The organism is Streptomyces sp. MA5143a (genome assembly GCF_900290235.1).
In the GTDB taxonomy this organism is placed as follows: domain Bacteria; phylum Actinomycetota; class Actinomycetes; order Streptomycetales; family Streptomycetaceae; genus Streptomyces.
This window is the reverse complement of record NZ_OLMK01000009.1, coordinates 126,210-140,996: the sequence shown is the minus strand read 5'-3', so window position 1 is coordinate 140,996 and position 14,787 is coordinate 126,210. Positions and strand designations below refer to the sequence as shown.

The 14,787-nt window shown below is 71.8% G+C and carries 7 protein-coding genes and 1 pseudogene; 2 read left to right on the top strand and 6 right to left on the bottom strand.

The window, feature by feature from the left end:
- Window position 1 precedes the first annotated feature (1 nt).
- From SMA5143A_RS03150 to dpgD, 4 genes are all read right to left on the bottom strand, one after another.
- Window positions 2-319, bottom strand: coding sequence for a SelT/SelW/SelH family protein (locus tag SMA5143A_RS03150; protein WP_375136448.1), 318 nt, complete (start codon window positions 317-319; stop codon window positions 2-4).
- Between the two features lie 14 nt (window positions 320-333).
- Window positions 334-1,248: a HipA family kinase gene (locus SMA5143A_RS03145; protein ID WP_107461285.1), complete on the bottom strand. Its 915-nt coding sequence runs from the start codon at window positions 1,246-1,248 to the stop codon at window positions 334-336.
- Window positions 1,249-1,400: 152 nt separating this feature from the next.
- Window positions 1,401-2,810: an MFS transporter gene (locus tag SMA5143A_RS03140; RefSeq protein ID WP_181361695.1), complete on the bottom strand. Its 1,410-nt coding sequence runs from the start codon at window positions 2,808-2,810 to the stop codon at window positions 1,401-1,403.
- Window positions 2,811-2,898: 88 nt separating this feature from the next.
- Window positions 2,899-3,702: an enoyl-CoA-hydratase DpgD gene (gene dpgD / locus SMA5143A_RS03135; RefSeq protein WP_107461283.1), complete on the bottom strand. Its 804-nt coding sequence runs from the start codon at window positions 3,700-3,702 to the stop codon at window positions 2,899-2,901.
- A 54-nt stretch (window positions 3,703-3,756) separates the two neighbouring features.
- On the opposite strand from dpgD, the gene SMA5143A_RS43690 reads away from it, so the two are divergent.
- Both SMA5143A_RS43690 and SMA5143A_RS43685 read left to right on the top strand, forming a co-directional pair.
- Complete coding sequence (locus SMA5143A_RS43690; protein WP_258193259.1) at window positions 3,757-3,885, top strand: hypothetical protein; 129 nt, start codon at window positions 3,757-3,759, stop codon at window positions 3,883-3,885.
- Window positions 3,886-4,033: 148 nt separating this feature from the next.
- A complete protein-coding gene (locus tag SMA5143A_RS43685; RefSeq protein WP_258193258.1) occupies window positions 4,034-4,276 on the top strand; it encodes a hypothetical protein in 243 nt (80 codons plus the stop codon).
- Here SMA5143A_RS43685 and SMA5143A_RS03125 read toward each other — a convergent pair.
- Window positions 4,265-8,176 (bottom strand): annotated as a pseudogene (locus SMA5143A_RS03125) (type I polyketide synthase); the annotation flags it as partial. The gene SMA5143A_RS43685 and the pseudogene SMA5143A_RS03125 overlap by 12 nt on opposite strands.
- A gap of 22 nt (window positions 8,177-8,198) precedes the next feature.
- On the bottom strand, window positions 8,199-14,672 hold the full coding sequence (locus tag SMA5143A_RS03120; protein ID WP_107461281.1) for a type I polyketide synthase: 6,474 nt from the start codon (window positions 14,670-14,672) through the stop codon (window positions 8,199-8,201).
- Window positions 14,673-14,787: the final 115 nt, after the last annotated feature.

Genomic DNA, 14,787 nt, shown 5'->3' with positions numbered 1-14,787 from the left:
CTCACCGCTCCGAGTGGCCCAGGGTCTTGCCCGGGGCCACTCGGTCGCGTACGAGCCTCTTCACCGCCGTCGGCTCGGGGAAGCCCTGCTCGCGGCGGTCCCAGACGATCTCGTCGTCGACCCGGACGACGAAGACCCCACCGGTGCCGGGCTTCAGGGACAGCTCCGTCAGTTCGGCCTCGAACGTCGTGAGCAGCTCCTGGGCGAGCCAGGCCGCGCGGGGCAGCCAGCGGCACTGGGTGCAGTACTCGATCGACACGCGCCGGGGGGCCGGGGGCGTGCCGGTCGCCGCGTCCGTCATGCCCGTGCTGTCCGTCATGCCCGCGCTGTCCGTCATCCGAGATGCACCGACCAATCCTGTTCCGCCGCCGGTTTGCCGTGCAGGTCGGGAACCCGCTTGAGCCAGTCCGGGCGGCCTCGCCGTGTCCTCGCCGCGCGGAGCGCCTCCTCGGCGGCGAGTTCCTCCCGGGAGGGGAAGTCCGTGGGGAGCCAGGCCGCGGAGGCCCGTACGCGCGCGTGGAGGTAGTCGACGTACGCCGTGCGCGCCGCGTCGGGCGTCGCGAAGCCGTCCTCGGCGGCCAGCCAGGCGTCGGGGACCTCCGCCACGATCCGCCGCAGCAGGCGCTCGGTGACCTTGGGCGCCAGCTCCGCGTCGGCGGCCCGGACGTCGGGTGCGTAGTGGCCGAGGGCGTGGTGCCGGAAGTCGTACGCCTTCGTGGGGTCCGAGGCGTCCCAGCGGTGGTGGAAGACGAGGGCGGCGCCGTGGTCGATGAGCCACAGCCGCGGGGGGACGGTGCCGAGGGTGGGCCAGACCATGAGGTTCGAGCTGTGGACCGTGCGGTCGACGTTGACGGTGAGGGCGTCGAGCCAGACGATCCGGCCCGCCTCGACCGGATCCACGGGGAACACCTCGGCGACCTCGGGGGTGAAGTCCTTCGCGCCCGGCAGATGGTCCATGCCGAGGTTGAGTCCCGCGCTCGCCCCGTGCAGCTCCCGCACCTCCTGGTGGGGCTCGTCGTCGGCGATCGCCGGATCGAAGTGGACGAGGACCAGCTCCGGGAACCGCAGCCCGAGCGCGCGGGCCAGCTCACCCACGATCACCTCGGCGACCAGCGCCTTGTGGCCCTGCGCGGAGCCGGTGAACTTCACGACGTAGGTGCCCAGGTCGTCGGCCTCGACGAGCCCGGGCACGGAGCCGCCAGAGCGCAGGGGTGCGATGTAGCGGGTCGCGGCGACCTCTCTCAACATTTCCTAAGGTCCTATCGCCTACTTGCCTTGTATTCCATGGCCACCCCAAAGCGATGCAGCCGTTGCTTGCGACCTCTGGCATGAAGTGAGCATAGTAACCAAGCGTGACAGTCGGGGAGGGATCTCTGGCTGGACCGCCGCCGTGGGCTCCGTCAGTCAGCCTTCACCTCTGTCGCACGGCCAGTCCGCCGGGGCAGGCTACGAACCGGTCGGCGCACCTCGTTGCGGAGCAGCAACGCGGCCGCGCCGGTGAGGGCGAGCGGGGCGCACAGGACGTAGAAGATTCCGGAGATGCCCCATCCTGCACTGATCATGATGCCGCCGAGCAGGCCACTGGCGAGCGTGCCGACGCGGCCGACGCCGCTCATCCATCCCATGCCTGTGGCGCGCAGCGTCGCCGGGTAGGCCAGTGCCCCGACTGCCTGGAGAGAGCCCATGGAAGCGCCCAGGCACACTCCGAGGACGAAGACGAGGACGAACATCCCAGAATGCCCCGTGTCCGCGGCCGCGGCGACGCAGACGGCGACCGCACTGAGCGCCGTCGCGAGTGCGAGGACGCGGAAGCGGTCGTACCTGCTGAGGCCGAGCGACGCGAGGAGCTGTCCGCACAGGGTTCCCGCGCCGAACAGCCCGACGACGGCCCCTGTGCGCGACGCTGTCAGTCCCGCGCCCGCTGCCATGAGCGGCAGGTAGTTGAGGAGGAGATAGACCACGCCCAGCAGGGCGAAGTAGCAGAGCCAGATCAGAAGCGTGGTCAGCGCGTAGGAGCGGGACAGCACGATCACGCTGAGCTTCTGAGTTGGTTCCGGCTCGTCGCGCTGGGCATGCGTCAGACCGACGTCGGAGGCGTCCCGGCCCGGCACCAGCAGGGCAAGGCTCGCGTAAATCTCCTCGACCGGTCGTCCGCGTGCGATGAGAACGCTCACCGATTCCGGAATACAGGCCACGACAAGCGGGACGAGCAGAAGGGGAGCGAGACCGCAGACAGCGAGGAGAGCCGGCCAGCCGTGGCCCGGTATGACCGCTGATGCGAGAAATCCCCCTGCGACCGTCCCCGCCGCGATGCCGGAGAAGGCGAGGGCCACGACCGGTGCGCGGCGAGCCGCCGGCGTCGAGTCGGCGACGATCGCCATGACGCCCGGGGCAACGGCGCCCAGTCCCACGCACGCCACGACGCGCAGGAGCGCGAAGATCCAGATGCCGGGGGCGAGCGCCATCGCCGCCGTGGCCGTGCCGAAGACGAGGATTCCGGCTGTGGTCACGCCCTTGCGCCCGTACCGGTCGGCCAACGGTCCGGCCACCGCGCCCCCGATCGCCATGCTCAGCACCCCGGCTGTCACGACCGTGGTCACCGCGCTCATCGGCGTGCCCCAGTCATGCATGACATGGGGGTAGACGAAGCTCGCGATGGTGATGTCGAGGCCTTCCGCGACCATCACCGCGAGGCCGAGCAGGGCGATGAGCCTTTGTCGCGGCCCCATGGGGGCCGAGTCGATGAACTCCTCAACGCTCTGTTGTGGCGCGGGAGCCCGTCCGGAGTCCGGCAGGGAGTCGAGAGGCATGGGAAAGGACCTTCCATTGGGCGGTGTCTGCATACGCGTCGACGGTCAGGTGGCTGGACTGCGCTCGGTGCCATCCGGTCCGGCTCGGTCAGCTTCCGGTCCACTTCGGGGGGCGCTTCTCGACGAAGGCTCGTGGGCCTTCCAGTGCGTCCTGGCTGTGCATGCGCCGCTCCTCCCACGCGTACCGAGTGGCGAACGCGCGGTCCAGCGGCATCGTGGCTGAGACGGTCGCGGCCTCCTTGGCGGCGCGCAGGGACAGCGGCGCACAGCTGAGTACGTCCTCCATCCAGCCCGTCAGGCAGGCGTCCAACTCGTCGGCCGCCACCACCTCGTTGACCAGGCCCAGTTCGTACGCGCGCGCCGCGGTCATGCGGCGGCCGGTCAGCAGGTGTCCCATCGCTGCCCGGAAGGGCGCCTGCCTGGTCAGCCGGAACAAGCCTCCCGCACCCGCGATGAGGCCCAGCTTCGCCTCGGTCAGCGCAAACTGGGCATGTTCCGCGGCGATCACGATGTCGCAGGCCAGGGCCAGCTCGAAGCCACCGCCGAGGGCGTAACCGTTCACCCGGGCGATCAGCGGCTTGAACATCGAGAACCGTTCGGTCAGCCGGGGCCAGCCCGGCTTGTCCCGGCTGCCGAAGGTCGATGTGGCGGTGCCCTCGTCGACCCGGCGGACCAGCTCCTTGAGGTCCTGCCCCACGGAGAAGGACCGCTCGCCGGCTCCGGTGAGCACACCTACCCAGATGTCGTCATCGGCCTCGAAATCGTCCCAGACCGCAGCCAGTTCGGCGTGCATCCGCAGATTCATGGCGTTGAGCACCTGCGGACGGTCCAGGGTGATGTACGCGACGCGATCGCGCTTCTCGTAGCGGACGCACTGCAAGGCGTCGAGCATCCGTCATTCCTCATTCTTCGCGTGTGTTCGGCTCATCGGTGCGGACTGACGGGCATGACCATCGAGATCGGGCCCCTACAGGCGTTACGGAGCGGCGGCATGCCGGAGTCGGACGTGCCGCCGCTCGCCGCCGGAACGGTGGCGCTCTGGCTGTTGAGGGCGGGGGACGACACTGATGCCTAAGGCCTCCTCGACGCCGAGGAACGGCGTCGGTGGAAGGCACTGACACGAGAGGACCACCGGACGCGGTATCTCGCCGCGCACGGCGGGTTGCGGCGTCCGCTCGGGCGGTACCTGGGGATTCAGGCACACGACGTGGCGTTCGTCAGGGATGCCTGTCCGCGCTACGGGGGAGTTCGCCCTGCTGGCCCCCAAGACCCGGTCGGCGGCGTTCACCCGCTGCCGGGCACGCGAGGAGGCGTACCTGAAGGGCACGGGAAAGGGGCTGGGCGGTGGACTCGGGCGGACATACGTCGGGATGGGGCCGGAACCGGCCTCGGTGCCGGGCTGGTCCCTGACCGACGTCCGGGCCGCCCCCGGTTCTGCCGCGGCCGTCGCCGTGTCACATCAATGACCTCGCCCACCTCTCCACCGCCTCGGCCGTGGTCGTGGAGTGATCCTCCAGCATGGTGAAGTGATCACCCGACACCTCGGCGACCTCATGAGGGAGATGCCAGGAGGCGATCCGCGTTTCGTCGGTCCCGTACGGCGTGGCGGCGTGCACCAGCAGGGTGGGGGCCGCGATCGGTTCGGGCTTCCAGTCGCGGAAGAGACGCGCATAGGCCCCCATCGCGGTCAGCCGGTAGTCGTCGATCGTGACGAGCCGACTGTCGCGCTCCAGCATGCCGCCGACCATCACTCCGTGCCCCCGCGGGTCGTCCCCGCCCGCGGGGGTGTCGAGAAGGGCGACGCCGGTGGGTGTCCCACCCATCCGCTCCAGGACGGCTGCCACCTCGTGAGCCACCCAACCGCCCGCGGAGCGGCCGATCAGCAGGAGCGGGGCTCCTTCCGCCATCTCGAGGATCGTCCGCGCGTGCAGTTCCGCCAGGGCCTCCACCGAACCCGGCAGCGGCTCGCCCGGGAAGAACCCCGGGTGAGCCAACGCCGCCACCTTCCACGCGTCGCTGAACCCGTCCGCGAAGCGGGCGTACACGTGCACGCCGGCTATCGCGCTGAAGGAGGGCAGGCATACGGCCGTGGGGCGGGCCGCCCGTCGCCCGAGCCAGACCGGAACGCGCCGAACGGCGGGGTCCTCGGGGTCGGTGAAGGTCTTCCGCATCCGTGCGGCGGCTTCGGTCAGCGTCACGGCGTCCTCGATACGCCCGGCTGCGGCCGACTCCCGGAACAGCTCCGTGAGCAGCCCGGAACCGTCCACCCCGAACTGGCCGTCGTCCGCGCATCGTCCGGAGGAGACATCCTCCAGGCGGGCGTCGATGAAGGCCGCGACGGAGGCCAGGTCCTCGTGGTCCAGGACCAGCGTGGCGGGCAGTCGGAGACCCAGGGTACGGCTGAGCCTGTTGCGCAGCTCGATCGCGGTCAGCGAGTCGAAGCCCAGTTCCTGGCGGGTACGGTCCGCCGTGATGGTCGTGCCGGTGTGACCGAGGATCTCGGAGGCCCCGGTCCGTACGAGCTCCGTCACCGCGGCCAGCCGTTCGGCGCCCGTCAGACCGGCGAGAGGTCCGACCGCTCCGCCTCCGTCCGCCTCGCCCGACCGGCTTCCGGTCGCGTCGTCGGCCTGGTGGTCGAGGGACGGGTTTGCGGACGGCGAGGGGGCCGTCGTCGTGGGAAGGTGGTCCTCGATCCAGTAGGGCCGGTACTGGAAGGGGTACGTGGGGAGGTCTACCAGCGTGCCGCGCCCCTCCGTCAGCCGGCTCCAGTCGACCGTACCGCCGTCGACGTGCACCTGGGCCAGGGCTATCAGGAGCGATTCGGTCTCCGGGCGATCCGTGCGCAGTGCCGCCGCGAAGACTTGCTCCTCGTCGGCGGGCACGATCCGCTGCGCCAGGGCGGTCAGGACGCCGCCCGGTCCCACCTCCAGCCAGCGTACGGCGCCGGACTCGCGTGCCCGTGCCACGGCGTCGGCGAAGCGCACAGGGCGGCGCACGTGCCGTACCCAGTACTCAGGGTCCACCACCTCGGCAGGCAGACCGGCCAGCACGGGTTCGTGCAGTTCGAGACCTGCCACGACCCGACGGAACTCCGCCAGCATCGGGTCCATCAGCGGCGAGTGGAAGGCGTGGCTGACCGTCAGCCAATGGGTCCGCACGCCTCGTTCGCGCCAGGCATCCACGAGCTTTTGGACCTCGACCTCCTCGCCGGACAGCACGACGGAGCCGGGGCCGTTGATCGCCGCCAGTGCCACCCGGTCCTCCAGGCCTGCCAGTGCCGCCGACGCCTCGCCTTCGGAGACCTCCACCGCCGCCATGGCGCCGCCCTGCGGCAGCGCCTGCATCAGACGGCCCCGTGCCTCCACCAGGCGGCACGCGTCCTCGAGGGACATCACACCGGCCACATGGGCCGCGGCCACCTCGCCCACCGAGTGGCCCACGACAGCGTGGACGTCGACGCCCAGGCTGCGTATCAGCCGGTACAGGGAGACCTCCACCGCGAAGAGGGCCACCTGTGCATAGCGTGTCTGGTCGAGGACGCCGTCCTGCACGGCGCCGAAGACCACGTCCTGCAAGGGCAGCCCGGTGTGCTCCGCGATCGCGTCGAACGACTCCGCGAAAACCGGATGGGCCTCGTACAGTCCCCGTCCCATGCCCAGGTATTGGCTGCCCTGGCCGGAGAAGAGAAGCGCTGTGCCGCCCGGCCGCGCTGTGCCGAGGATCTCCCGGGTGGTGGCGCCGCCCCGGAGGAGCACCGCCCGGTGCCGGAAGACCGCGCGCCGTGCGAGCGTGTAACTCACGTCCAGGGTGTCGTTCGGCGCCGCCTCGGCGGAAGCCCGCAGGCGCGTGATCTGTTGCCGTAGCGCCCCGGCGTCCCGCCCGGACAGCGGCCAGGGCACCGGGGACGGTGCGGCGTCCCGAGGGCCTTCGCCGGTCGGGCCGGCGAAGGTGCGGCTGACGGCGGGCCCTTCTGCTGTGTCGGTGATGATGACCTGCTCATCAGTCTTGGGCGGCGCTTCGAGGATCACATGGGCGTTCGTGCCGCTGATTCCGAACGAGGACACCGCCGCTCGGCGGGGCCGGCCCGCCTCGGGCCATGCGCGTCGGCTTGTCAGGAGCTCCACCGCTCCCGCAGACCAGTCGACGTGCGGCGTGGCCTCGTCCGCGTGCAGGGTCTTGGGCAGGATGCCGTGCCGCATCGCCTCGACCATCTTGATCACTCCGCCGACTCCGGCCGCGGCCTGCGTGTGACCCACGTTCGACTTCATCGACCCCAGGTACAGGGGCAGGCCGGCGTCGTGTTCCTGGCCGTACGTGGCCAGGAGCGCCTGGGCCTCGATCGGGTCTCCGAGCTTCGTGCCGGTGCCGTGGCCCTCGACGACGTCGACGTCCCGCGCCGCGAGCCCCGCATGGGCCAGGGCTTTGCGGATCACCCGCTGCTGGGACGGGCCGTTGGGAGCCGAGAGTCCGTTGGAGGCGCCGTCCTGGTTCACCGCCGACCCGCGCAGGACCGCGAGAACGGGGTGGCCGTTGCGCTGGGCGTCCGACAGCCGCTCGACGAGCAGCATTCCCACACCCTCGGCCCAGCCCGTGCCGTCGGCCCCGGCACCGAACGCCCGGCACCGGCCGTCGGGCGACAGACCCCGCTGTCGGCTGAAGGAAAGGAAGGCGCGTGGTGTCGCCATGATCGTGACTCCGCCGGCCAGCGCGATCCCGCACTCCCCGGAGCGCAGCGCGTGCGCCGCCTGATGCAGGGCGACCAGCGACGACGAGCACGCGGTGTCCACCGTCACCGCCGGCCCCTCGAAGCCGAACGTGTACGCGATGCGGCCCGAGGCCACGCCCCCGGAAAGGCCGGTGACGAGATAGGGCTCCAGCGTGTCCGGCACCTGAGCGGTCGCGTAGTCGTGGTGCACGACTCCGGTGAACACGCCCGTGTCGCTGCCACGCAGCGAGGTCGGGTCGATCCCGGCGCGCTCGAACGCCTCCCAAGCGGTCTCCAGGAGCAGCCGCTGCTGCGGGTCCATCGCCTGCGCCTCCCGGGGCGAGACCCCGAAGAACTCGGCGTCGAACAGGGCGGCGTCGTGCAGGAAGCCTCCCTCACGGGCATTGCAGGTCCCGGGCCGGTCGGGATCGGGGTCGTAGATACCCTCGATGTCCCAGCCCCGGTTCGTCGGGAATCCGGAAATGGCGTCCCGCTCCTCCAGGACCAGCCGCCACAGGTCCTCGGGGGAACGTACTCCGCCGGGATAGCGGCATGCCATGCCCACGATGGCGATCGGCTCACGGCTCGCCGCCGTGGCGTTGCGAAGCTGCCGACGGGTCTCCTGCAACTCGGCGGTGACCTTCTTGAGGTAGTCGACCAGCTTCTCCTCGTTGCCCGTCACGTCACGATCCCTTCAGTTCGTTGTCGATGAGGTCGAAGAGCTGGTCGACCGTCGCGGCCTCGACGATCCGCTCGCCGAGCGAGGTCTCCTCCGCGCTCTCGGAGTACCCCGACGAGCCCTCGACGAGTTGCGTGGTGAGGGCGCGCAGCCGCTCGACGAGCCGGTCGCGCGCGGCGGCGTCTGGGCGGTCTCGTTCGACGGATGCTTCGAGCCGGGCCAGTTCCCCGAAGACCGTGCCTTGCGGTGCCCGTACGTCCCCGTCTTCCCGGGCGAAGCCCGAGGCGTGGAGCGCGGCGAGCATGTGGCGCGCGATGGCCGTCGACGTCGGGTGGTCGAAGGCCAGTGAGGCGGGCAGTTCGAGTCCGCTCCGCGCGCCGAGGCGATTGCTCAGGTCCTGGACGGAGACGGAGTCGAGCCCTAAGTCGGTCATGCTGCTGTCGGCCTCGACCTCGTGGGGGCCGTCGAAGCCGGCCACCTCGGCGACCTCTCCTCGTACGAGATCGGTCAGCTTCCTTTCCCTCAGCTCGTCGGAGAGACGCGACAGTTCGGCGCGCAGCCGGTCCACGACCGAGGGGTCGTCCGGCGGGGACGGAGGGCCCGAAGCCTCAGCCTGCGCCTGCGCCGCAGTGGTTCCCTCCGGCACGGACGCGAGCCAGTATCGCCGGTGCTCGAAGGGGTAGACGGGCAGGTCGAGCGGGCGCGCGGGACGTCCGGCGAAGAACTTCCGCCAGTCGACGGGAACGCCGTGCACATGGGCCCGGGCCACCGCGTCGAGCAGTGAGCGCACCTCGGACCGTCCGCGGCGCAGTCCTCCGCACAGGTGCAGTTCGCCGCCGGGCACGCACTCGCTCGCCATCGTGGTGAGCTGACGGTCGGGTCCGAGTTCGAGGAAGGAGGTGACGCCCTGGGCCGGGAGGGCGGTCACGGCGTCCGCGAAGCGAACGGCCTCTCGGACGTGGCTCACCCAGTAGTCGGGCGAGCAGAGTTGGGCCGTATCGGCAGGCCGCCCGGTCAGGTCGGAGATCATCGGGACGGCGGGCGGGCGGTAGGTCACCTTCCGCGCCGCCGCCCTGAACTCCTCCAGCATGGGATCCATGAGCGGCGAGTGAAAGGCGTGGCTGACCCGGAGCCCGGTCACCCGGCGCTTCCGCGCCCGGAACGCCTCGCCGACCGCTCGTACCGCCTCCTCGTCACCGGACACCACGACCGAGCGCGGACCGTTGAGCGCGGCGACGGCCACGGATCCGGCGGTTGACCCGGCACGGGTCTCGAGCGCGGTACGGACCTCGTCCTCGGTCGCCTCGATCGCCGCCATGGCGCCACCGGGCGGCAGCGCGGCCATCAGCCGGCCGCGGGACGCGACGAGCGAGGCCGCGTCCTGGAGGGACAACACCCCGGCCGCGTGTGCGGCCGTCAGCGCCCCGATCGAATGTCCCATGACGAGATCGGGAACGATGCCCCAGGACTCGACGAGCCGGAAGAGCGCGCTCTCCAGGGCGAACAACGCGGCCTGCGTGAAGTCGGTACGGTCGAGGAGCCCGGCCTCGGACGTGCCCCCGGCAACCCACATGACGTCGCGCAACGGACGGTCCAGGTACGGGTCGAGGGCGGCACAGGCCGCGTCGAGCGCTGCGGCGAAGACGGGGTAGGCGGCGTACAACTCCTGCCCCATTCCTGGGCGCTGGCTGCCCTGGCCGGTGAATCCGATGGCCAGCGACGCCTCGCCACGGGCCCCGTCCGGCGCGAATCCCGCATCCTCGCCGGCGGCGACGGCCGCCAGTCGGCGCTCCAGTTCCGCCACCCCTTCCACGACGAACGCGGTGCGACGCGGAAAAGCGGTACGCGTGGTGGCCAGGGCGGCCGCGAGGGCGGGGACGCGGAGGCCGGGATCGGCGCGGACCACGTCCAGCAGGAGTTCGGCCTGGCGGCGCAGCGCCGGCCCGGTGCGGGCCGACAGGACCACCGGCACGGTGTCGGGCCGTCCGGCCGGAGAGGCGACGGGCAGGGGGTCCGGGGCCTGTTCCAGGATGAGGTGGGCGTTCGTGCCGCTGACCCCGAAGGAGGACACAGCGGCACGTCGGCGATCCGCGGTCTCGGGCCAGGCGGTGTGCTTCTGGAGCAGGCGAACCGCGCCCGAGGCCCAGTCCACGGCCGAGGTCGGCCGGTCGGCATGCAGGGTGCGGGGCAGTTCGCCGTGCCGGATCGCCTGCACCATCTTGATCACGGCGCCGACGCCGGCCGCGGACTGGGCGTGGCCGATGTTGGACTTGAACGAGCCGACGAGCAACGGGCGTTCCGGGTCCCGGCCCCGACCGTAGGTCGCGAGAAGCGCGTTGGCCTCGATCGGGTCACCGAGGACGGTCCCCGTGCCGTGGGCCTCGACGGCGTCCACGTCGGCGGGATTCAGGCCCGCGTCGGCCAGGGCCCGGCGGATGACCTGCTGCTGTGCCGGTCCGCTCGGTGCGGTGAGGCCGTTGCTGGCGCCGTCCTGGTTCACCGCGCTGCCGCGGATCACAGCGAGGACGGGACGGCCGTTGCGACGTGCGTCGGAGAGCCGTTCCAGGACGACGACGCCGACGCCCTCGGACCAGCCGGTTCCGTCGGCGTCCGCGCCGAAGGCTTTGCACCGACCGTCGGGTGCCAGGCCGTGCTGGCGGCTGAACTCCACGAAGGTGCTGGGCGTCGCCATTACCGCCACGCCACCGGCCAGGGCGAGCGAGCATTCGCCGCGGCGCAGGGCCTGCGAGGCCAGGTGCAGGGCGACGAGCGAAGAGGAACAGGCGGTGTCGACCGTGAGAGCCGGGCCGTTGAGGCCCAGCGTGTAGGCGAGGCGCCCGGAGGCGACACTGCCCGCGGTGCCGGTGCCGAGGAGTCGTTCCAGGTCCTCGGGGAGGCGGCCGGGGTTCTTGGCGTAGTCGTGGAACATCAGCCCGACGTACACGCCGGTGTCCGTCTGCCGCAGGGCGGTCGGGTCGATGCCGGCACGTTCCACCGCCTCCCAGCCGACCTCCAGAAGCAGTCGTTGCTGCGGGTCCATGGCGAGGGCCTCGCGCGGGCTGATACCGAAGAACGCGGCGTCGAAGTCGCCCGGTGCGTCGAGGAATCCGCCGTTGCCGGTGGCCGAGGTGCCGGCCTCACTGCCGTCGCCGGACAGCAGCCGCTCCAGGTCCCAACCGCGGTCGGTGGGGAAGGAGCCGATGGCGTCGCGGCCTTCGGCGACGAGCCGCCAAAGGTCCTCGGGGGATGCGACGCCCCCCGGGTAGCGGCAGCTCATACCGACGATGACGACGGGATCGTCGTCGTCCGCGCGCGGGGGGTATGGCCCGGTGTCGTCGTCCGGCCTGTGGCCGAACAGCTCGCGGTCCAGGGCCGCGGCCAGCACGGAGGTCGTGGGACGGTCGAAGGCCGTCGTCACGGGCAATCGCAGGCCGGTCCGCGCGGCCAGCCGGTCGCGCAGGGCGACAGCGGTGAGCGAGGTGAGCCCGAGGTGGGTGAACGCGCGGTCGGCCTCGATGCGCCCGGGCTCGTCGAGTCCGAGCACGCGCGCCACCTCGTCCCGTACGAGTTCGGTCAGCGCCCGCTCACGCGCCCTGGCAGGCAACCCGCTCAGCCGTTCCCGTAGCCCCTCGACGACCGCCGGGTCGGCGCCGGCATCGGCGGGAGCGTGGAGCAGACGGCGAAGTCGAGCAGCCCCCGTGGACCGCACGGTCCGCGGGTCGATGCGCATCACCAGCGCATGGCCCCCGGTCGCCCGCCCGGCGTCGAAGGCGTCGCCCGCCTCCCGTCCGGTGAGTGCCGCGAGGCCCGGCGGCATGGCCTCGGGGGCCTCCCCGTCCGTGGTGATCGGGCCGAAGGCCAGGAGGGTGACGTGGGCGGCGTCGTCGGCGAGCGCGGCGGCACAGGCCGCGGCCGCCGCCGCGGCGGGGGCGACGGGATGGACGCCGGGGTGGCTGAGCGTGCCGCAGAGGGTCAGCGTCGTGTGCCCTGATTCGCGGGTCAGGGTGATCAGCCGGTCCGCGGCCGTCGCGTCGGCGGGGGTGGCCACCGTGTGGATGATCGTGTCGAGCGGGCGGTCCGGCCCCGAGGCGGCGATCAGGGCGGCGGCGCCCTCGGGCGTGTCCGGCAGTTCGGTGCGTACGGTCACGGTGGCGCCGAGCCGCGTCAGCCGGGCGGCCAGAGACTCGGCCGCGGCCGGGTCGGTGTCGGTCACGGCGATGTCGCGGACCCCGTGGTCCACGACGAGGTGGGTGGCGAGAATCCGTGCGAGGGTACTGCCCGCCCCCGTCACGAGGGCCGTCCCTCCGGCTCGCGGCGGGACCGCGGTGACCTCGGCCGACGCCCGTGCGCGCCTGAGCCGCGGCACGAGGATCTCCCCGGCGCGGATGGCGAACTCGGTCTCCTCCGCGGGGGCTTCCAGGATTGCACGCCAAGCGGTGACGTACGCCTCCCCGGTCCCCTCCCCCGGCTCCAGGTCGACCAGGACGGTCCGGCCGGCCCCCTCGGCAAGCATCCGGGCGTGCGCGGCTGCGGCGGCCGGAACCAGCCGGTCCCCGGGGCGGCCGGCCACGGCGCCCCGGGTGAGGACGACGATCCGGCCCTCGGGTATGCCGTCCGTTCCCCAGGCGGGAGGCGCGGCGATCGCGTCGTGCAGCGAGCCGGTGTCCGGCGCGCGGGAGACAAGCAGGTAGCCGTCGAACGCCCCGGCGGCACGAGCGGTCGCCATGTCCGGGAAGACCTCGGTGAAGCCGCCGGCCCGGCGCACGGCCTCTGCGAATGCCGGATCCCCGGGTCCGATCACGGCCCAGCGCCACGCCATGGCGTCCGCTCCCGCCGGTGCCCCGTCCGAGCCTGTCGGCTCCCGCTGCGGCTCCCACGGAATCCATCCCATGCGCCACAGATGTTCGTGGTGGCTTGTGCCGACGCCCCGCAGCCGGGCCGGAAGCCGCGACAGCCTGCGGCGGCTGACCTTGCCGGAGCCGGTGAGCGGCAGGGCGGCGATCTCATAGATCTCCGTCGGGACCTTGAAGTAGCTGAGCCGGTCCCGGCACGCTGCCAGCGCCTCGGCGGGCGACCACCCTTCGGACCCGGGTACCACGTAGGCCACGGGGACTTCACCGAGCGCCTCGTCCGGTCGGCCGGTCACGGCCACGTCGTCGATGCCCGGCACGCTCCGCAGGGCCTCTTCGATCTCGCCGGGCTGGATGTTCTCGCCCGCCCGGATGATGAGCTCCTTGACGCGGCCGGTGATGGTCAGGCGTCCTGCGGCGTCCATCCGGGCCAGGTCTCCGGTGTGGTACCAACCGTCGCGCAACGCGGCCGCGGTCTCCTCCGGTCGCCCGTGGTACCCGAGCAGCAGGCTCGGGCTCTTGACGAGGACGTCTCCCTCGTCGCCGGTGGGCACGTCGAGGCCGGTGCGTGGGTCGATCAGGCGCAGCTCGCTGCCGGGCACCGCGGTTCCGCAGGTACCGGGCGGCCGCGGGGAGTCGGGGCGGCTCATGGTGATCGCGCCGCAGGTCTCGGTCGAGCCGTAGCTGTTCACGAGAGGTGCGCCGAGCACGCGCTCGACGGCTGATGCGAGCGCCGCGCCGGTCGCCGCACCGGTGACCACGCAGACCCGCGGCTTCGGAATCGTCCGGCCGGCCTCCTCGGCCGCCTCCACCTCCTCCACCAGCTGGAAGTACATGGACGGGACACCGAGCAGCATGGTGAACGGCTCGGCGTGCAAGGCCTCCAGCACGTCACGGGCGCCGAAGCCGGGGAGGATGCGCGCGGTGGCTCCGGTGACGGTCACACCCAGGACGCAGAGGATGTGCGCGAGGCTGTGGAAGAGCGGCAGCGGCCACAACACCCGGTCGTCGGGGCCGAGACCGAGGACTCCTTGGTAGGAGGAGTGGACCGACCACAGACAGGCCCGCTGGTGGGAGACCACGCCCTTGGCTGCCCCGGTGGTGCCGGAGGTGTAGAGAATCCAGGCCGGCTCATCGAGGCCGAGGTCGTCTCGGGGCCCTTGCTCGGGTTCGCTCTCGGCGAGCTCCTCGAAGGCGAGGATGCCGCGGCCGGAGGCGCTGCCGTGCGCGAGGACGACGATCATTGCCTTCCGCGTCGCCCTCATGCGCTCGACCTGCTCCAGGTGGACGCCGTCGGTGATGACGAACCGCGCTCCGCTGTCGTCCAGTTGATGCGCCAGTTCGGCGTCCGACGACTGGGGATTGACCGGCACGCCCACTGCGGCGGCGCGAGTGACCGCGAGGTAGCTTTCGACGGTCGTGACGCTGTTGCCGAGGAGGATCGCGACCCGGTCGCCGCGCTCCACCCCGAACCCGGCCAGGTGGCCGGCCAGCCGCCCCGTCCGGTCGGCGAGCCGCCCGTAGGTGACCTCGCGCTCCTCGTCGGCGAAGGCGACTTTGTCCGGGCGGTCGAGGGCATGGTCTCGCAGCGCCCTGGAAAGTGGCCGGATGTCTTCGACTTGCGTCACTCGTACGCTCCTGCCTGCTTGAGCTTGCTCGCACCTCTGCCGTGAGAGGCGAGCACACCTTGCGTAACGCTAGAAAGTCCGGGACAGGGAATACAACCCCTATTTCTCCCCCTGA